Origin of the sequence: Amycolatopsis sp. NPDC049691 (genome assembly GCF_040675005.1) — a bacterium.
Classification (GTDB): Bacteria; Actinomycetota; Actinomycetes; order Mycobacteriales; family Pseudonocardiaceae; genus Amycolatopsis.
This window is the reverse complement of the sequence record NZ_JBFANX010000008.1, coordinates 42,941-61,515: the sequence shown is the minus strand read 5'-3', so window position 1 is coordinate 61,515 and position 18,575 is coordinate 42,941. Positions and strand designations below refer to the sequence as shown.

Annotated in this window: 16 protein-coding genes; 14 read left to right on the top strand and 2 right to left on the bottom strand. The window is 72.5% G+C overall.

Annotated elements, in window-relative coordinates:
- Nucleotides 1-730 precede the first annotated feature (730 nt).
- From AB0J40_RS19825 to AB0J40_RS19765, 13 genes are all read left to right on the top strand, one after another.
- The gene (locus AB0J40_RS19825; RefSeq protein WP_364454891.1) at nt 731-1,735 is read left to right on the top strand and encodes a LacI family DNA-binding transcriptional regulator; all 1,005 of its coding nucleotides are present in this window, start codon (nt 731-733) and stop codon (nt 1,733-1,735) included.
- Complete coding sequence (locus AB0J40_RS19820; RefSeq protein WP_364454888.1) at nt 1,732-2,676, top strand: sugar ABC transporter permease; 945 nt, start codon at nt 1,732-1,734, stop codon at nt 2,674-2,676. The genes AB0J40_RS19825 and AB0J40_RS19820 overlap by 4 nt, the downstream gene beginning before the upstream one ends.
- Nucleotides 2,676-3,503: a carbohydrate ABC transporter permease gene (locus AB0J40_RS19815; RefSeq protein WP_364454886.1), complete on the top strand. Its 828-nt coding sequence runs from the start codon at nt 2,676-2,678 to the stop codon at nt 3,501-3,503. Before AB0J40_RS19820 ends, AB0J40_RS19815 begins: the two co-directional genes overlap by 1 nt.
- Nucleotides 3,504-3,535: 32 nt before the next feature.
- Entirely contained in the window at nt 3,536-4,816 is a 1,281-nt protein-coding gene (locus AB0J40_RS19810) for a sugar ABC transporter substrate-binding protein (RefSeq protein ID WP_364454884.1), read from the top strand.
- A 13-nt stretch (nt 4,817-4,829) separates the two neighbouring features.
- A complete protein-coding gene (locus AB0J40_RS19805) occupies nt 4,830-5,984 on the top strand; it encodes an ADP-ribosylglycohydrolase family protein (protein WP_364454881.1) in 1,155 nt (384 codons plus the stop codon).
- Complete coding sequence (locus AB0J40_RS19800) at nt 5,981-7,273, top strand: ADP-ribosylglycohydrolase family protein (RefSeq protein ID WP_364454879.1); 1,293 nt, start codon at nt 5,981-5,983, stop codon at nt 7,271-7,273. The genes AB0J40_RS19805 and AB0J40_RS19800 overlap by 4 nt, the downstream gene beginning before the upstream one ends.
- A complete protein-coding gene (locus tag AB0J40_RS19795) occupies nt 7,270-8,340 on the top strand; it encodes a ribokinase (protein ID WP_364454876.1) in 1,071 nt (356 codons plus the stop codon). The genes AB0J40_RS19800 and AB0J40_RS19795 overlap by 4 nt, the downstream gene beginning before the upstream one ends.
- A complete protein-coding gene (locus AB0J40_RS19790) occupies nt 8,337-10,184 on the top strand; it encodes an SUMF1/EgtB/PvdO family nonheme iron enzyme (RefSeq protein WP_364454873.1) in 1,848 nt (615 codons plus the stop codon). Before AB0J40_RS19795 ends, AB0J40_RS19790 begins: the two co-directional genes overlap by 4 nt.
- On the top strand, nt 10,181-11,389 hold the full coding sequence (locus AB0J40_RS19785) for a CoA transferase (protein WP_364454870.1): 1,209 nt from the start codon (nt 10,181-10,183) through the stop codon (nt 11,387-11,389). The genes AB0J40_RS19790 and AB0J40_RS19785 overlap by 4 nt, the downstream gene beginning before the upstream one ends.
- Entirely contained in the window at nt 11,386-12,201 is an 816-nt protein-coding gene (locus tag AB0J40_RS19780) for a CoA ester lyase (RefSeq protein ID WP_364454867.1), read from the top strand. Before AB0J40_RS19785 ends, AB0J40_RS19780 begins: the two co-directional genes overlap by 4 nt.
- Before the next feature lie 42 nt (nt 12,202-12,243).
- Entirely contained in the window at nt 12,244-12,666 is a 423-nt protein-coding gene (locus AB0J40_RS19775) for a MarR family transcriptional regulator (RefSeq protein ID WP_364454864.1), read from the top strand.
- Between the two features lie 123 nt (nt 12,667-12,789).
- A complete protein-coding gene (locus AB0J40_RS19770; protein ID WP_364454861.1) occupies nt 12,790-13,698 on the top strand; it encodes a zinc-binding dehydrogenase in 909 nt (302 codons plus the stop codon).
- A 62-nt stretch (nt 13,699-13,760) separates the two neighbouring features.
- On the top strand, nt 13,761-14,987 hold the full coding sequence (locus AB0J40_RS19765) for a hypothetical protein (protein WP_364454859.1): 1,227 nt from the start codon (nt 13,761-13,763) through the stop codon (nt 14,985-14,987).
- Here AB0J40_RS19765 and AB0J40_RS19760 read toward each other — a convergent pair.
- Nucleotides 14,984-15,952 (bottom strand): DUF5937 family protein, encoded by a 969-nt coding sequence (locus AB0J40_RS19760; RefSeq protein WP_364454856.1) that lies wholly within the window; start codon nt 15,950-15,952, stop codon nt 14,984-14,986. The two genes, AB0J40_RS19765 and AB0J40_RS19760, sit on opposite strands and share 4 nt — an antisense overlap.
- A 68-nt stretch (nt 15,953-16,020) precedes the next feature.
- Here AB0J40_RS19760 and AB0J40_RS19755 point away from each other — a divergent pair, with 68 nt between their 5' ends.
- Nucleotides 16,021-17,226 carry an MFS transporter gene (locus AB0J40_RS19755; protein WP_364454854.1) on the top strand — a complete coding sequence of 402 codons (1,206 nt, stop codon included), beginning with the start codon at nt 16,021-16,023 and terminating at the stop codon, nt 17,224-17,226.
- Here AB0J40_RS19755 and AB0J40_RS19750 read toward each other — a convergent pair.
- Nucleotides 17,211-18,521 carry a jacalin-like lectin gene (locus AB0J40_RS19750; RefSeq protein WP_364455648.1) on the bottom strand — a complete coding sequence of 437 codons (1,311 nt, stop codon included), beginning with the start codon at nt 18,519-18,521 and terminating at the stop codon, nt 17,211-17,213. The two genes, AB0J40_RS19755 and AB0J40_RS19750, sit on opposite strands and share 16 nt — an antisense overlap.
- Nucleotides 18,522-18,575: the final 54 nt, after the last annotated feature.

Here is an 18,575-nt window from a genome sequence, read left to right as displayed (position 1 = left end):
AGCCGCGGAAGTCACCGCCGACGGCGAGGGGACGGTCGGGGGCTCGCTGTCGGCCCGTGGAGCCAGTCGCGTGTCGTGACTGCTGTTGTGCAACACCGAATCCGCCGGAATTGTGTGCAGTTCGCCGGCGCACACCACGCGATCGCGCGCCGCCGGTCGCGTTCGAAGGCCGGCCGTCCGCGGTCACTGCCGGCTTGGCCGCGAGATAGCCGCCTGCCGAATGCCCCTCGCCGCGACGCGGCCGGCGTCGAGTTCCGGCTCGGCCGCGGGGTGGCGGACCCAGCGGACCGCGCCCGCCCGCCGGTTGCGATTCGTGAGTGCCGAGCGTGCGCCGTTCTTGTGCGACCGCTGGCTGCGCGCGGTCAGTTGCGAGCGCTGGGCCCGCCGCTCTGTTCGGCTGCCGGTTGCGCGCCGCGAATCGGGAGTTCCGGCCCCCGCCGCCCTCGTGCGCCCCTGGCTCCGCCCTGTGCCCGACCGCCGGGTGCGAGCCCGCTGCCCCCTGCCGACCGCCGGCGGCATGCTCGCCGCCCCGGTGCCCAACCTGTCGACCGCAGGCCGCGCCCGCAAGTGCCCCGCCGACCCGCGCCGCGGTGACCGGCCGAGTGCTCTCCGTGCCATGTTGACACGCCCGCCAAGCGAGTGTCAGTATCAGGATTAATCCGATTGGAAACGTTTCCACCCCAAGATCCGCACTTGGAAACGTTTCCAAACCCGCACACCGAGGTAGCCGATGACGTCAACACGGGCCACGCTGCTCCAGGTCGCCGAGCGGGCCGGGGTTTCCCTGGCCTCGACCTCGCGCGCCCTGCACGGGACCGGTGCCAGCCCGGCCATGGTCGAGCGTGTCCGGGCCGCTGCCGCCGAGCTCGGCTACAGCGCCGATGCCATCGGGCGGTCGCTGCGGCTGAAGAAGACCTTTCAGGTCGCCTTCGCCGTCGCCGACATCGGGAACCCCGTCTACGTCGAAATGATGCGGGCCATCCACGAAGTCCTCGCGCCGCACGGGTACCGGGTCGTCGTCATGTCCACCGGGGACACCGCGCGCTCGACCACCGAACTCGTGCGCAGCCTCAACAGCGGGTTCGTCGACGGCATGATCGTCAGCCCGCTGCGCACCGACGACCGGCTGATCGAGGAGATCCAGCAGGCCCCCGTCCCGGTCGTGGTGATCGGGCGGGCCCTGGACGACCGTGGCATCAGCTCCGTCTCCACCGACTCCGCCGGCGGGATCGGCGCGGCTGTGCGCCACCTGCACTCCCTCGGCCGCCGGCGGGTCGGGTTCCTCAACGGCCCGCTCGACACCACGCCCGGCGCCGCCCGGCAGCGCGGGTTCGACGCCGCCACCGAAACCACCGTCTTCGACCGGACCGACCAGGAGGTCGCCGCCGACTTCACCGTCACCGCCGGGCTCGAAGCCGCGCGGAGGCTGCTCGCCCGCGGGCGCCTCGACGCCCTCGTCGCCGCGAACGACCTGCTCGCCATCGGGGCGATCCGGGCCGTGCGGGAAACGGGCCTGTCGGTGCCCGGGGACGTCGCGATCACCGGCATGGACGACACCGAGCTCGGCCAGGTCTTCCAGCCCAGCCTGACCAGCGTGTCCCTCGGCTCGACCGAGCGCGGCCGCGCGGCCGCGCGGATCATGCTCCGGCTCGCCGACGACCCGGACCACGCCGCGCAGCAGGTGGCCGTCGGCCCGGAGCTGCGCGTGCGCGAGTCGACCGGAGGTGCGCAGTGACCGCGACCCTGACCCGTCCGGCGCCGGCGACCGGGAAGAAGAAGCCCGCGCTGGCCCGCACGCGACGGCGCGAGGCGATCGCGCTGGTGCTGCCGTCGCTGATCCCGATCCTCGTGCTCAGCGTGGCCCCGCTCGTCGTCGGGATCTTCCTCGCCTTCACCGACGCGCGGCTCGTCCGCCACCCGGACTACGGCTTCGCCGGCATCGACAACTTCACGAAGCTGGCCGGCAACAACCTCTTCTGGGACTCGCTGCGGATCGGCATGATCTGGACCGTCGGCGTGACGCTGCTGCAGCTGGCCGCCGCGATGGGTCTCGCCCTGCTGCTCAACTCCGGCCTGCGGCTGCAGGGCCTGACGCGGGTGCTGGCGCTCGTGCCGTGGGCGATGCCGCCGGTCGTCGTCGCGATCATGTGGCAGATGATCTACTCGGCCAACGGCGGCCCGCTCAACGCCTTCCTCGGCAGCGTCGGCCTGCCCGACGACATCAACTGGCTCGGCGACTTCTCGGTCGCGCTGCCCGCGGTGATCGTCGTCGGCGTCTGGGTCGGCATGCCGCAGACGACGGTGACGCTCCTGGCCGGCCTGCAGCAGATCCCGGCCGAGCTGCACGAAGCCGCGTCGGTGGACGGCGCGGGCGCGTGGCGGCGGTTCACCGCGGTCACCTGGCCGAGCCTGCGCCCGATCGTCACGTCGATCACGTCGCTGAACTTCATCTGGAACTTCAACTCGTTCTCGCTGGTCTACGTCCTCACCGCGGGTGGGCCGGGCGGCAAGACGATGGTCCCGGTGCTGTTCATCTACCTGGAGGCCTTCAAGAACCGCGAGATCGGCTACGCCGCCGCGATGGGCCTGGTGCTCGTCGTCGTGGTCGTGCTCATCCTCGCCGTCTACCTGCGGTCGCAGTTCCGCGACGACCGCGCTGCCGGGAAGGTGCGCTGATGCGGGTCCTCGTGCGCCCGGCCCAGTACGCGGCCCTCGCGCTCTACATCCTGTTCCTCGGTTTTCCGTTGCTGTGGCTGATTTCCGCGTCGGTCAAGTCGTCGGGTGAGCTGAACTCGCTGACGGTCGGCCTGCTGCCGAGCGAGTGGCACTGGGACAACTACACCGAGGCGCTGAACAAGCAGGGCCTGGTGCGCTCCGCGGCCAACAGCCTGATCGTCGCGCTCACCTCGACCGCGCTGTCGGTCGTGATCGCCGTGCCCGCGGCCTACGTGCTCGCGCGGCTCAAGGGAAAGGTACGGGCGGCCGGCGTCGGCTGGATCCTGGTCAGCCAGGTGTTCCCGGTGGTGCTGATCATCCTGCCGCTGTTCCTCATCCTGCGGGCGCTCGGGCTGGCCGACAACCTCGCCGGCCTGACGCTGGTGCACACGACGTACATGCTGCCGTTCGCGCTCTGGATGCTGCAGGGCTACGTCGCCGCGATCCCGGTGGAACTCGAGGAAGCGGGGGCGATGGACGGCGCGAGCCGGCTGACGGTGCTGCGCACCATCGTCTTCCCGTTGCTCGCTCCGGGCGTCGTCGCGACCGCGATGTTCAGCTTCGTCTCGTCGTGGAACGAATTCTTCTTCGCGCTGGTGCTGCTGCAGTCGCCGGAGAACTACACCCTGCCCATCACGCTCAACATGTTCGTCGGCGGCGAGGGCAAGGTCGCCCTCGGCCCGCTCGCCGCGGGCGCCGTGCTCGCCGCCATCCCCAGCATCGTCTTCTTCGGCATCCTGCGCCGGAAGCTCACCAGCGGCCTGATGGCCGGGGCGGTGAAGGGATGAACCCCACCAAGGAACACTCGAAAGGTCGGTCGATGAAGACACGACGCATGATCGCCGCCACCGCACTGACGGTCGCCGGCCTGCTGCTCACCGCGTGCGGGAGCAGCGGAAGCGGGGACGGCGGGAACGGGCCCGTCACCCTCACCTTCCAGTCCCTGTCGGACCAGCCCGCCGCCATCGCCGCGACGCAGAAGATCGTCGGCGACTGGAACAAGGCCCACCCCGACGTCCAGGTCAAGATCGTCCAGGCGGGCTGGGACGGCGTCTACGACAAGCTGATCACCCAGTTCAACGCGGGCACCGCGCCGGACATCGTGCACTACGAAGCCGCCGGCATCGCACCCTTCGCCACCGACGGCTACCTCGCGGACCTCTCGCAGTACCTGCCGGAGCAGAAGCGCGCCGACATCCCGAAGGGCGTGCTGGACTCGGTGACCGTCGACGGCAAGGTGATCGCCGTCCCGACCGAGCTGCAGTCCTATGTGGTCTTCGCGAACAAGACCCTGCTGCAGCAGGCGGGCGTCACGATCCCGACCGGCGCCACGATGTCCTGGGACCAGCTGCGCGACATCGCCAAGGCGACCACAAAGGACGGGAAGTTCGGCCTGGGCTGGGGCCTGTCGAGCCCGACGGCGGCGTTCGTCGCGCTGGCCCCCGGCTTCGGCGGGAAGTACTTCGAGGGCACCGGCGACAAGGCGCAGCTGAGCGTCGGCCAGGGCGAGCAGGCGCTGCCGCAGCTCGTCGACGCGATGGCGCACCAGGACCACTCGATCCTCCCGGTCACGCTGACGCAGTCCGGCACCAAGGCGCTCGCGCCGTTCTACGCCGGCCAGATCGCGATGACCGTGCAGGGGTCCTACCAGGCCGCCAACATCGCGAAGGACGCGCCGAAGGGCTTCGACTGGGTCGTGCTGCCGCCGCTGGCCGGTTCGGCCGGCCCCGAGCAGGCGGCCAACCCGCAGACGCTGTCGGTCAACAAGGACTCCGGCCACGTCAAGGAGGCCGCCGAGTTCGTCGACTTCTTCACCAGCACCGAAAACCTCGCCGCGATCAACGAGGCCGACGCGCTGATCCCGCCGACGACGTCCGCGCGGCAGGCGCTGACCACCAAGCTCGGCGCGAAGAACGGCTGGAAGGAAATCCTCGCTTCGGGGGAGTACCTGACCTCGGCCCCCTACCTGTTCGCCGGCAAGTACGCGCAGTGGAAGGACACCGTTGCGACCCCGGCGTACCAGCAGTTCCTCGGGCAGAAGATCGACGCCGCCGGCCTCGCCAAGCAGCTCGAGGACGGCTGGAAGAGCGTCAGCAAGTGACAGGAGCGGATTGGTGACCTGGCTGGAAGACCGGGCCGTCGCGGTGATCACCGGTGCGGCCGTCGGGGACGCCCTCGGCGGCGCCACCGAAGGGTGGACCCCGGAGCAGATCGAAGAGCGGCACGGCGGCCGGGTGACCGGCGTCGTCGGGCCGTGGTACCCCGACTGGCGGACCGCGCGGCCGATCGCGCCGTACCACAAGGGCGACGGGCACATCACCGACGACACCCTCATGACGCGGGCGCTCGTCGAGGTGTACGCCAAGCGCCGCGCGCACCTCGACGCGTACGCGATGGCCGAGGACCTGGTGCCGCTGATGATCGGCGAGCCGCGCTGGGTGCCGGAGCTGGAGTCGACCGCGTTGCTGCTGCAGCGGGTCTTCCTGGCGGAGAAGTGGATCGTCGCGAGACTCCACTACGGACACGTCGATCCGCGCGAAGCGGGTGTGGGCAACGTGGTCAACTGCGGCGCGGCGATGTACGTCGCCCCGGTGGGCGTCGTGAACGCGGGTGACCCGCGGGCGGCCTACGCCGAGGCGATCGACCTCACCGGCGCGCACCAGTCGAGCTACGGCCGGGAGGCGGCGGGCGTGCTGGCCGCGATGGTGGCGGCCGCGGTCGCCCCGGGCGCGTCGCTCGACGACGTCGTCAAGGCCGCGCTGGGCGTGGCCCACGACGGGACCGCGGCGGCGTTGCGCGCGGTGGTGGAGACGTTCGGTGGCCGGTCCGTTCCCCCGGCCACCGACGGGGAAGAACGCGCGCTGGCGGCGCTCGTCCGCGAGACCGTCGCGCCGTTCGACTCGGTCGGGCCGCACTACCGGGAGATGTCGATGGACGCGCGGCGCCCGTCGCGGACCAAGTCCATCGAGGAGCTGCCGGCGGCCCTGGCGTTCGTGCTCGCGCACCGGGGCGACTTCCGGGGCGCGGTGCTCGCCGCGGTCAACTACGGCCGGGACGCCGACTCGATCGCCGTGATGGCGGGTGCGGTGTGCGCCGGCCTCGGCGGGACGGCGGTCGTGCCCGCCGAGTGGGTCGACGAGATCGGTGAGGCGAGCCGGATGGACCTGCGGGAGACCGGGCAGCTGCTCGCCTCGGCGGCCGCGGACATCCTGAAGGCCGACCGCGAGCGCGCCGCGGCCCGGGCCGAGTTCCTGGAGGCGACGGCGTGAGGCTCACCTGGGCCCAGCCCGAGGACCTGCTCCCGCACGAACTGGTGCAGTCCGCCGCCGAAGGCAAGGACGTGACGGCGGTGCGGGAGCGGTGGATCGCCGCAGGTGGTTCGCCGACGCCGGCCGTGAGCGGCGCGGGCCCGGCGGCTTCCGGGTTGCGGCCCTTGGCGCGGGAACTGCTGGACTCGCTGGGTGCGCCGCCCGCCGATCCGTCGTGGGACGAACTGGAGTTGCCTGCGGTGGCTTCGCTGCCGCGCGGATCGCGCGGGCGTGAGCCGGCCGCGTGGACCGGCCGGGCCGCGGGGTGCCTGCTCGGCAAGCCCGTGGAGAAGATCCCGCGGGAGGGCATCGAGGAGATTTTGCGGGCGACCGGGCGCTGGCCGTTGACCGGCTGGTTCACCGCGGTGGGTCTGCCGGCCGACGTCGCCGCGCGGTGGCCGTGGAACCGCCGGTCGGCGCCGACGTCCCTCGAGGAGAACATCGACGGGATGCCGGAGGACGACGACCTCAACTACCCGATGCTGGCGTTGTCGTTGCTGGAGGCGCACGGCCGGTCGTTCACGACGGACGACGTCGCGCAGCTGTGGCTGGACAACCTGCCGGCCGGGCGGGTGTTCACGGCGGAGCGGGCGGCGTACCGGAACCTGCTGGACGCGCGTTCCGACACGGCGACGTTCCGGAACCCGTTCCGCGAGTGGATCGGCGCGCTGATCCGCGCGGACGTGTTCGGCTGGGTGTCCCCGGGCGACGTGGTTTCGGCGGCGCGCCTGGCGTGGACGGACGCGCGGCTGAGCCACACGCGCAACGGCGTGTACGGCGCGATGTGGGCGGCGGCCCTGGCGTCGGCGGCGATGGTGTGCGACACGGTGGACGAGGTGCTCGACGCGGCATCGACGGTGCTCCCGGCCGGCTGCGACCTGGCAACGGCGGTCCACTTCGGACGATCGGCGGCTGCCTCGGGGACTGTCGCAAGTGGACTCGACCGGCTGCACGAGGCCTACGGGCACCTGCATTGGGTGCACGTGCTGAACAACGCGGCGGTGATCGCGTACGCGCTCGCGGCGGGTGGCGGAGACTTCGGGCGGAGCGTTTCGATCGCGGTTACGGCGGGCTGGGACACGGACTCCGCGGCCGCGACGGTCGGGGGAGTGGTCGGCGCGGTGAGCGGGGTGGACGAGTACTGGAGCAAGCCGCTGGACGGGCGGATCGCGACATCGTTGCCGGGTGGGGAGAGGCGGATCGCGGACCTGGCGGCCCGCACGGCGGCGCTGGCGGGGGTGGAGCGATGACCGGCCGCCCAGTGCCCGACGGCCGGGCTGCGCCCGGCGAGCCGGAGGGTGGTGCGGTGGCCAGCGGCTCCGGTTCGGGCCGCACGGATGTGGCCCAGGCCACCAGCTGGGCGGTGCCCGATGGCCCGGCAGCTGGCCGAGCGGTGCCCAGCGTCCGGGAGGGCGGAGAATTTGCTTCCGACCACGTGACCTCGGCCGCCGGCCGCGTTGTGGTCGTCGGGTCGGCCAACGTCGACCTCGCCGTCGATGTCCCCAGGCCACCCAAGGCCGGGGAAACCGTCCTCGGCGACCGACTGCGCCGCAGTCCCGGCGGCAAAGGCGCGAACCAGGCCGTCGCCGCCGCGCTGGCCGGGGGTGCCGACACCACCTTCGTCGGCGCGCTCGGCGAAGACGAAGGCGCCGACCTCCTCCTCGTCTCCCTCGGTGGTGCCGGCGTCCGGACCGACCTCGTCGAGCGGGCCGATGCTCCCACCGGCACCGCCTTCATCACCGTCGCCCCCGACGGCGAGAACGCCATCGTCGTCGCTCCCGGCGCGAACGACCACGTCAAGATCGGGGCGGCCCAGGCCGACCGCATCGCCGAAGCCGACGTCGTGCTCGCCCAGCTGGAAATCCCGCTCGACGTGGTGGCGGCGGCCGCCGCGGCCAGGAAACCGCAAGCCCTGATGATCCTCAACGCCGCGCCGTCGCGGGAACTCCCGGATTCGCTGTGGGACGCCGTCGACCTGCTCGTCGTCAACGAGCACGAAGCCGCCGACCTCGCCGGGGAACCCGAGAAACTGCTCGAGCGCGTGCCCGCCGTGGTCGTCACCCTCGGCGGCGAAGGATGCGTTGTCCTGCAGAAGAACCGCGAACCCGTGCGGGTCCCCGGCATCCGTGTCGACGTGGTCGACACCACCGGCGCCGGAGACACCTTCTGCGGCGTGCTCGCGGCCGCGCTGGCCCAGGGGCACAGCCTTCCCGAGGCCGCTCGGCGCGCCGGAACCGCCGGTGCGCTCGCCGTCACGAAACCCGGCGCCCAAGCCGCCGTCCCCACCGCAGCCGAGGTCGCAGGAAAGACGTCATGACCTACCAGTTCGACCCGCTCGTCCCGCGGCCGATCGACCGGCCCACCGAGGTCCGCGGCCCGCTCGCCGACCTCGACGACGCCAAGATCTTCGCCGCGCCGGCCGATCCCGCGGACCGCCCGGCGTGGCGCGCGAAACTCCACGAGTGGCGTGCGGACGCCCGGCGCCGCCACGGCTACACCGGCGCGGCGTACGACCGTCCACAATCGACTTGGGCGGCGACGTGCTACGCGGTCACCCAGGTCTGGCTCTGGGACGAACTCCTCTACTCCTTCGAGGACCGCGCGTTCACCCCGCACCGCTTCCTCGCCGACGCCCGCGAGCGTTTCGGCGGGCTCGACGCCGTCGTGCTCTGGCACGCCTACCCGGTGATCGGCCTCGACGACCGCAACCAGTGGGACTTCTACCGCGACGTCCCCGGGCTCACCGACCTCGTCGAGACCCTGCACGCCGAAGGACTCCATGTCTTCGTCGACTACAACCCCTGGGACGTCGGCACTCGCCGCGGCGAGGACGATCTCACCGAGCTGGCCGCGCTCGTGAAAGACCTGAAGGCGGACGGCGTCTTCCTCGACACGCTCAAGAAAGCGGAACCCGACTTCGTCGACCGCCTCGAAGCCGCCCGGCCCGGCATCGTCCTCGAAGGCGAGTCCAAGCTGCCGGTCGAGCGGATCGAGGACCACGCGGCGTCGTGGGCCCAGTTCTTCGCCGACTCGCCCGTGCCCGGCGTCCTGCGCGCCCACTGGTACGAGCGCCGGCACATGCAGCACCACGTCCGCCGCTGGCACCGCGACCACAGCGAGGAACTCCAGTCCGCGTGGCTCAACGGCGTCGGCGTGATGGTCTGGGAGGTCGTCTTCGGCGTGTGGGTCGGCTGGTCACCCCGCGACGCCGCCACCGTCCGCCGCATGGTCACGCTCCAGCGCGCGGCCAAGGACCTGCTCCTCGACGGGGAGTGGACACCGCTGGCCGAACTGCCGCCCGAGGCGGAGGCGGCCGGCGTGTACGCGTCGAGCTGGCAGCGCGACGGCCGGACACTGTGGACACTCGTCAACCGCGGCGACACCGACTACCACGGCCCGCTGCCCGGCACGGACCTCTTCGGCGGGGTACCGGCGCACGGCATCGGCGCCGCCGTCGAGGGGTGGCTGCCGGACCTCCCGCCGTTGCCCCACGACCCGGATGCCCGGTTCCCGCACCGGATCGCGAAAAGAGTGAGTCCACAGCGGACAAAGGGTGAGCCCGACGCGGACGCCGTCGTCGTCCCGGCCGGGCCGTACGTGCTGACCGTGCGGTACCGCGCCCGCGAGACCGGCATGTACCAGGGAGCGCCCTATGTGGACGAATGGAAGCCTCTCCCGCCGCGCCTGCACGACGCCCGAACCCTGCAACGCGAAGGAGAACTGACCACCGCGGTGGCGGTCGCCGCCACCGAAGTGACCAACGCGCAGTACGCGGAGTTCGCGGCCGCCACCGGCCACGACTGGACCCCGACGGGCGCCCCGGACGAGCCCGTCACCCACGTCGACCTCGACGACGCCCGTGCGTACTGCGCGTGGCGCGGCGGCCGTCTGCCCACCGAGGACGAATGGCAGCTGGCGGGGGACAAGCTCCGCCGCGGCACCCCCGCCGTGTGGAACTGGACCGAGAGCGAACACTCCGACGGCCGCACGCGCTTCGTGATGCTCAAGGGCGGCAGCGACTACGTGGCCGAAGGCTCCGAGTGGTACGTCGAAGGCGGGCGGAAAGCCCCGGACTACACCGTGAAGCTCCTCCTGCCCGGTCTGGGGCTGGCGCGGAGCGCGACGGTCGGCTTCCGCTGCGCGTGGGAGGTGCCGGCGTGACCGTTTCCCGTGACCCCTCGGCCGGGGCGCTGGCCGGGCTGCGCGTCGTCGACGCGTCCACGCTCTTCGCCGGCCCGATGGCCGCGATGCACCTGGGCGACATGGGCGCCGACGTCATCAAGGTCGAGCACCCCCGCAAGCCGGACCCGTCGCGTACGCACGGCGCCGCGAAGGACGGCGTCAACCTGTGGTGGAAGACCCTGGGCCGCAACAAGCGCACGGTGACCGCCGACCTCGGCAGCGAAGGCGGCCGTGAGGTGTTCCTCGCGCTGGCCGCCACGGCCGACGTGGTGATCGAGAACTTCCGCCCGGGCACCCTCGAACGCTGGGGCCTCGGTTACGACGAGCTGGCGAGCTGGAACCCGAAGCTCGTGCTCGCCCGCGTCACCGGCTTCGGGCAGCTCGGTCCGTACCGGTCCCGGCCCGGCTTCGGCACGCTCGCCGAGGCGATGAGCGGCTTCGCGGCGACGACCGGCGAACCGGACGGACCGCCGACGCTGCCGCCGTTCGGGCTCGCCGACGGCGTCGCGTCGCTGGCCACCGCGTACGCGATCATGGTCGCGCTGGCCGCCCGCGCGAACACCGGGCGCGGCCAGGTCGTCGACACCGCGATCATCGAGCCGATGCTGGCCATGCTCGGCCCGCAGATCACGCGCTGGGACCAGCTGCGCACCGTCCAGCCGCGCACCGGCAACCGGTCGACCAACAACGCGCCGCGCAACACCTACCGGACCGCCGACGGCCAGTGGGTCGCGGTGTCCACTTCGGCCCAGTCGATCGCCGAACGCGTGGTCCGCATGGTCGGCCGGCCCGACCTGGTCGACGAACCGTGGTTCGCCACCGGCGCCGAGCGGGCCCGGCACGCCGACGAACTCGACGAGGCCGTCGGCAAGTGGATCGGGCAGCGCACCCGCGACGAGGTCGTGGCCGCGTTCGAGCGGGCGCAGGCGGCGGTCGCGCCGATCTACGACGCCGCCGACATCGTCGCCGACCCGCAGTTCCGCGCGCTCGGCACGATCCACGAGATCGACGACGCCGAACTCGGCCCGATGCTGATGCAGGGCCCGCTGTTCCGGCTGTCCGGGCACGACGGCGTCATAGGCTTCACCGGCCGCCCGCACGGCGCGGACACCGACGCCGTGCTGGACGAGCTGGGGTTCTCGCCCGAGCGGGTCGCCGAACTGCGCGAGCGGGGTGCGGTGTGAGCCCGCCGCTGACCTTCCTCTACACGCCGGCCGACCGCCCCGACCGGGTGGCCAAGGCCCTGGACTCGGCCGCCGACGTCGTGCTCGTGGACCTCGAGGACGCGGTCGCCCCGGCCCGCAAGGGCGAAGCACGGGACAACGCCGTGCAACTGCTCGCCGACGTGGCGAGGCCGGTGCAGGTGCGCGTCAACCACCCCAGCACGCCGTGGCACGACGCCGACCTGGCGGCGGTCGCGCGCCTGCCGCTCGCGGTCGGCGTGCGGCTGCCAAAGGTCGAGACACCGGAAGAGATCCTGGCCGTCGAGGCCGTGCTGCCCGGCCGGGCGCTGCACCCGCTGATCGAGTCGGCGCTGGGTGTCGAACGAGCACTGGCGATCGCGACGGCGTCCCCGGCGATCGCGTCGATCGGGCTCGGCGAGGCGGACCTGCGCTCGGACCTCGGCGTGGCCGACGACGCCGGGCTGACGTGGGCGCGCAGCCGCGTGATCGTCGCGGCGCGGGCGGCCCGGCTCGCGCCGCCCGCGATGTCCGCCTACGCGAACGTCCGCGACCTCGACGGGCTCGCGGCGTCCTGCCGGGCCGGCCGCGCGCTCGGGTTCCGCGGCCGCACGGCGATCCACCCGGTCCAGCTCGACACGATCCGGACGGCGTTCCTGCCGACGCCGCAAGAGGTTTCGCGGGCGCGGGAGGTGATCGCGCGCGTCGCCGGCGCGACGGCCGCCGGGGTCGGCGCGATCGCGTTGCCGGACGGGACCTTCCTCGACGTCGCCATGGTGGAGCAGGCGCGGACGGTGCTGTCGCTGGCCGACTAGTGGTGAAGCAACTCCAGGAGTATCTCAAGCTAAGCTCGGTGCATGGCGGTCGATGAGCTCGCGGCTTCGTTGCTGTACCAGGTGATGGCCCTGGCCGGAGAGGTCGCCGGCCGGATGCACGACGGCCTCGAGCGGCTGGAGCTCACCGGGCCGACGGCGAACCTGCTGTGGATCCTCGACCCGGATGCCGAGCCGCAGCCGCTGCGCAAGCTGGCCACCCTCATGCGATGCGACCCCTCCAACATCAGCCTGCTCAGCGCGCAACTGGAGGAACGCGGGCTCGCCGAGCGGCGCCCGCATCCCCGGGACGGGCGCGTCCGGACGCTGGTGCCGACCGCCGAAGGCCGGAAGGTGCGCGAGCGGCTCCTCGCCGTCGTCGCCCGGCACTCGCCCTTCGCTCACCTCGGCGAAGAGGAACAGTTGCTCCTGCAGTCCCTGCTGGCCAAGGCACTCGCCGACCGGTAGGCAAGACTAGTTGAGCAGTTCCTTGAGATTCTCATGTATCTTGAGAGCATGACCACTACGGCAGGTGCGAGACGGGTACGACTGACCTCCACGGGAGGTCCCGAGGTGCTCCGGGTGGAGGCCATGCCGGTGCCCGAACCGGGCCCCGGACAGATCCTGATCACCACGGAGGCCGCGGGAGTGGCGTTCCACGACATCTCGACCCGCCGGGGTCTCACCCCCGGTGCCCTCCCGGAGGTCCCAGGGTTCGATGTCGTCGGGCACGTCGCACGGGTCGGCGCGGGCGTCGCGGAATTCACCGTCGGCCAGCGCGTCGGTGCGCTGACCGGTGCCGGCGGGTACGCGACGCACGTGCTGGCGCCGGCGCTGCGGAGCGCCCCACTGCCCGAGGGACCTCCCGCCGGACACCTCGACGCGCTGATGCTCAACTACCTCACGGCCTGGCAGATGTTCCACCGGGTGGCCAGGCCGGTGCCCGGCGAGGCCGTGCTGGTGCTCGGGGCCGCCGGAGGAGTCGGGTCGGCGTTGTCCCAGATCGCCAGGTCGGCGGGGGTCGAGGTCTACGGCACCTCCAGCCCGGGCCGGCGCGGCCGGGTTCAGGCGGGCGGCGCCACCTGGGTCGCGGACCAGGCCGCGGTGCCCGTGCCGGTCGCGGCCGCGTTCGACCCGGTGGGCGGCCCTTCGCTGGCGCGCTCCCGGCGTGTCACGAAACCGTCGGGTGTGGTCGTGTCGTACGGGTTCAGCTTCGCCACCGGAGCCGGCTACTCGAAGGCCGGCGCCATGGCGCGCACCGTCGGCGCCCTCCTGCGGGCAAAGCTCACGCCGGGTCCCCGGGTGGCCGTGCACACCGTGGCAAGCGCGGTGGACAAGGATCCGGCCGGATTCCGGGCCGACATCGCGGCGCTGGTCGGGCAACTGGCCACCGGCGCCATCGAGCCCGAGGTCGTCACGCTGCCACTGGAGCAAGCCGCGGAAGCCCACCGCCGTCTGGAAAACCGCGAAGTCGAAGGAAAAGTGGTGCTGGTTCCCTGACCACCACCCACTAGTACGAGCGTTGTACGAATTTTGGATCCGCGTGTGGCGCACTGTCACCCATGCGAATCCGTAGAGTCCTCCTCCTCGCGCTGGCCGTGGCGGCCGGCGCGCTGGCGCTGCCCGGGGCGGCGAGCGCCGCCTACAGCGACCCCCTCACCACGACGACCAAGCAGAACCTCGTCTGGCACGCCACGCCGGCCGCCGCGCTGACGGCGCTGGACAACGCCCTGCCGAACGTCAGTCTCAACACCGTCGTCAACGACCCCAGCTACGCGATGACCGGCTGCACGACCGCCGAGAAGGCCGCGCTGCCCAAGGCGCCGGTGGCCACGAAGTCGCTGTGCTGGGACGCCGACCGCGCGGGCAGCACCACCTGGGTCCCGCAGGGCATCACGACCTCCGGCGACGCGGACGACGACGGCATGTGGGGCGCCGACAAGATCATCCTGTCCGGCTGGCACGGCACCGACGCGCTCGGCCGCTACAACGACGCGCGGATCCAGGCGATCAACTACGACGACCCCGCGTCGGCCGCGCACCGGATGATGTACCTGGCCGTGCCGAACAGCACCGGCAGCAGCTTCTCCGCCGCGCAGGCCCACATGGGCGGGATGGCCTGGTACGGCGACAAGATCTACGTCACGGCCGAAGGCAACACCTCGACCGCGATCCGGGTGTTCAGCACCAAGCACATCCTGCAGCTGACCGACACGACGTCCAACGCGATCGGCAAGACCTCGGGCGGGTATGCGGCGTACACGTACAAGTACGCGATGATGCAGATCGGCTACTACACCTACGCCGGCGGCACGTGCAGCATGGCGTCCGACACCGGGGTGCCGTGCTTCTCGTCGCTGTCGCTGGACCGCAGCACGAGCCCGGCGTCGATCGTGACGACGGAGTACTTCTCCGACCAGAGCCTCCACGGCCGCCTCTACCGCTTCCCGACGGGCACGGACTACCTGCTGACCGGCACCGCGTCCGAGGCGTTCCGCAGCTCCGTGGGCAACATGCAGGGCGTGCTGTCCCACGACGGCAAGTGGTACGTGGCCCACAGCTCCGCGACGATCAACGGCCAGCTCTGGGCCCAGACGACGGCGGCGAGCACGTCCGCGACCTGCGGTGCCACGACGGCCTGCTGGGCGATCCACCCGGAGGCGCTGACGTACGACTGGTCGACCGGGCTGGTGTGGTCGCAGTCGGAGTGGTCGACCGCGGACTGCGCGGCGAAGGACCAGGTCTGCGGCCGGGCGGTGTTCGCGGTGCCGCTGAGCTCGCTGGGCTAGCCGTCGAGCAGGGACGTTCCGAGCGCCGTGGTCAGGTACAGCACCCGGCGCCCGGAACGTTCCCGTTCGACCAGGCCGTTTTCGCGCAGGACCGTCAGGTGCTGCGCCACCGCGCTGGGCGTCACCCCGAGCGCGCGGGCCAGCTCGGTCGTCGTGGCGGGGGAGCGCAGGGCTTCGAGGAGCCCGGCCCGCGCCCGGCCGAGCAGCCGGACCGTGCCGCCGGCGGGTGGCCGCGTCCCCGCCGTCCACAGGGCGCCGCGGCCGCGCGCCGGGTAGCGGACCGTCGTCTGCGTGGACGTGTTCCGCTTGACCAGGACGTGGGAGCAGCCGAGCACGACGGGGATGAGGACGAGCCCGCCGGGACCCCGGTGCACCGGGCGGTCGCCGGACAGCAGCAGCCCGCCGTCGCACCAGCGCAGGTCCGGGTGCAGGCCGTCGAACAGCTTCGCGGCGCCGCCCGTGGCGAGCACCCGGGCGCGGTGGGCGACGTCGGCGTCGAGGACGGCCCGGATCCGCGGCCAGTGCGGGGCGACCAGCCGGTCGTGCGCCTCGCGCAGCTCCGCGGCGATCGCCTTCAACCCCGCCGCCGGCCGCTCGGCGAGGTCGGCGGTCGTTCCGGACAGTTCCGTGCCGAAGACCCGGCCGAGACTGCGCCGGACCTGCCGTGCGGTGGTCCGCCGGAGCGCGGCCAGATCGTCCTCTATGGACGGACCGGAACCGCGGGGCGCGGGAACCAGGAACTCCGGCCAGTTCGGCCGGTCGTTGACGATCAGCGGCCACGTCCACGGCAGGTCCAGCGGCACGCGGGCGAGCTCTTCCGCCGCCCAGCGCAGCCACGGCAGCGTGGTCGCCTGCCGCTCGTACCCGCCCAGCTGCCGGAGGCACGCGACCGTCTCCGACAGCGGGGAGATCGCGACGCGCGTCGCCGCCAGCTCCGCGACGCCGAGTTCGATCGTCAGGGCCATGGTCCCGAGTATGTAGCACTCCGCTAAACGGTGTCCGGGTCCGGCGTGGGTCGGCAGGGTCGGAGATCATGACCTTGCCGAAAGCGTTTCGGCGGCTGTGGTGGGCCACCGGCATCGACAACCTCGGCACCGGCGCGTTCACCGCCGCGGTGCCGCTCCTGACCGTGACGGTGACCCGCGACCCGAGGCTCGTGTCCCTCGTCTCGGCCGCCGCCTACCTGCCGTGGCTGCTGCTGTCCCTGCCGGCCGGGGCGCTGGCCGACCGGCACGACCGGGCCGGCCTGATGTGGCGCGCGCAGGCCGTGCAGGCGGCGCTGGTCGCCGTGACCGCGGTCCTCGCCGCCTGCGGCGCGGCCGGGGTCGGAGTCCTCGTCGTCACGGCGTTCGGGCTCGGCGCGGGCGAGGTCGTCTTCACCATGGCGGCCCAGGCGATCCTGCCGGACCTGGTCGCGCCGGCGCTGCTGCCCCGCGCCAACGGCCGGCAACAGGCGGTCATGACGGTCACCGAGCAGTTCGCCGGCCCGCCGCTGGGCAGCCTGCTGTTCGGCGTCGCGGCGGCGCTGCCGTTCGCGCTCGACGCCGTTTCCTTCGCGTTCTCCGCGGTGCTGGTGGCGACGCTGCCCCGGCGAGCCCACGTCGTCCGGACGCGCTCCGCCGTCCGGGAGGGATTGGGGTGGCTCTGGCGGCACCGGCTGCTGCGCACGCTGGCGATCCTGGTGGGCGTCAACACCTTCTGCGGGCAGCTCGCCGGCGCGACGCTGGTGCTGCTCGCCACCCAGGTCGTGCACCTCGACGCCGGCGGCTACGGGCTGCTGCTCGCCGGGGCGGCGCTCGGCAGCGTGCTCGGTGGCCTGGTCAACGCCCGGATCCTGGTCAGGATCGGGGCCCGGGCCGCGCTCCTCGTCGCGCTGGCCGCCAACGTCGGCGCGTTCGCGGGCGCCGGTCTGAGCAGCGATCCCGTGGTGCTCGGCGGGTTCCTCGCCGTGACCGGCTTCGTGACGACGCTGTGGAACATCGTCACCGTCGGCCTGCGCCAGCAGCTCGTGCCGGCCGAGCTGCTGGGCCGGGTCACGAGCGCGTACCGCCTCCTCGCCTGGGGTTTGATCCCGGTGGGCACGCTGGCCGGCGGGCTGGTGGCCCACGAGCTGGGGCTGCGGGCGCCGTACCTCGTGGCGGCGGCCGTGCGCGGGATCGCCCTGCTGGCGGTGCTGCCCGTCCTGGTCCGGTCGCTGCGCGGTCCCTTGTGGACGTACGCCGGTCAGCGGCGCGTGTAGATCAGGCCCAGCTGGTCGACCTCGTCACCCGCCCGGCCGTGGAAGCCCGCGATCTGCCACCCGTCCGGGGCGGTGGCCGTGGTGCAGTCCGATGTCGTGGTGCCGCCCGCCAGCACGCCGCCCCGGTTGGTCGTGATGCGGGCGGAGAAGATCCGCGTGTGCCCGTTGTAGGTGCCGCGGCACAACTCGGCGGACACCGCGTACTCGCCGTCGGCCAGCTGGTAACTCCGTGCGGTACCGCCGGTTCCGCCGTGGCTGAACGTCGTGCCGCCGGCCAGCGTCAAGCCGATCCGGTCGACCCGGCTGCCCGCGCTCAAGGTCAGCGTCGTGGCGCGCGCGGCGGGCGGGACGCCGTCCAGGTCGGTGAACGGCGTTCCGTGCGGGCCGCCGAAGCGGTCGCTCAGCCGGTACGCGGGGTCGGCGGACCAGCCGAACCGGACGGTCACCGGATCGTGGTCCGACAGCATCGCCCCCGAGGCGTCGAGGAACGCGTTGTGCTCGTTGTTGTAGTACGTCGCGTCCAGGGAGATCTGCTTGTTGCCGCGGTAGAGCACCTTGTCGACGACTTCGCAGGCGTTCGTAACCGCGCTTTCGTCGCACACCAGGGGATCGCTGCCCGCCGCGGGCGGGACGCCGCCGCGTTCGAGCCGGACCCACGCGTCCGTCAGGCCGTTGTCCGCGGCGAACGCCCGGATCGTGTCGGCGGCCCGCGTGTACCGCGTGTTGGTGTCACCCATGACGATGACGGCGTTGCCCGCCGAATGCGTGGCGATGTACGCCGTGAGCTGGCGCAGGTTCGCCGCGCGCGACGCGAGGTCGCCGTCGTTCGTGCCCGCGTTCGTGTGGATGTTGTACGCGTCGACGTAGACGCCCTCGGCGAGCCGCAGCCGCGTGAACGTGAAGCCCTTCGGCGTCAGGCAGTCGCCGGAGTCGAACTGGCATGAGTCCCAGCGGACGCGCTCCAGCTCGTCGAACGGCACGGACGACAGGCTGTTGAGACCGCTCCCGATCCCGGCCCCGCCGCTGGTCGGCGTCCGGTAGGGATGGGCGTCGGCCGCGTACAGGTTGGCGTGGTAGTTGAAGTCCTCCTGGACGTGCACCACGTCGTACGGGCCGAGGCGCTGCCCGATCGCGGTCGTGCTCGGCGCCCGCGGGGTGGGGGCGCTGGAGATGCCCTCGGGCAGCCCGGCGACGTTGTAGGTCAGCACGCCGAACGTACCGCCGGCGGCCGCGGGGAGGGTGGTCGCGGCGAGCCCGGAGGCGGCCAGCAGGGCCGTCGCGAAGGCGGTGAACACTCTGCGCAAGGCGGTGTTCCTTCCGTGGCGGGGGAGCGGGAACAGCCGGCAGGA

What these genes read in the sequence shown, in the direction of transcription:
- AB0J40_RS19825 (WP_364454891.1), top strand. Translation starts at nt 731, where the DNA reads ATGACGTCAACACGGGCCACGCTGCTCCAGGTCGCCGAGCGGGCCGGG.
- AB0J40_RS19815 (WP_364454886.1), top strand. Translation starts at nt 2,676, where the DNA reads ATGCGGGTCCTCGTGCGCCCGGCCCAGTACGCGGCCCTCGCGCTCTAC.
- AB0J40_RS19810 (WP_364454884.1), top strand. Translation starts at nt 3,536, where the DNA reads ATGAAGACACGACGCATGATCGCCGCCACCGCACTGACGGTCGCCGGC.
- AB0J40_RS19795 (WP_364454876.1), top strand. Translation starts at nt 7,270, where the DNA reads ATGACCGGCCGCCCAGTGCCCGACGGCCGGGCTGCGCCCGGCGAGCCG.
- AB0J40_RS19790 (WP_364454873.1), top strand. Translation starts at nt 8,337, where the DNA reads ATGACCTACCAGTTCGACCCGCTCGTCCCGCGGCCGATCGACCGGCCC.
- AB0J40_RS19775 (WP_364454864.1), top strand. Translation starts at nt 12,244, where the DNA reads ATGGCGGTCGATGAGCTCGCGGCTTCGTTGCTGTACCAGGTGATGGCC.
- AB0J40_RS19770 (WP_364454861.1), top strand. Translation starts at nt 12,790, where the DNA reads ATGCCGGTGCCCGAACCGGGCCCCGGACAGATCCTGATCACCACGGAG.
- AB0J40_RS19765 (WP_364454859.1), top strand. Translation starts at nt 13,761, where the DNA reads ATGCGAATCCGTAGAGTCCTCCTCCTCGCGCTGGCCGTGGCGGCCGGC.
- AB0J40_RS19760 (WP_364454856.1), bottom strand. Translation starts at nt 15,952, where the DNA reads ATGGCCCTGACGATCGAACTCGGCGTCGCGGAGCTGGCGGCGACGCGC.
- AB0J40_RS19755 (WP_364454854.1), top strand. Translation starts at nt 16,021, where the DNA reads ATGACCTTGCCGAAAGCGTTTCGGCGGCTGTGGTGGGCCACCGGCATC.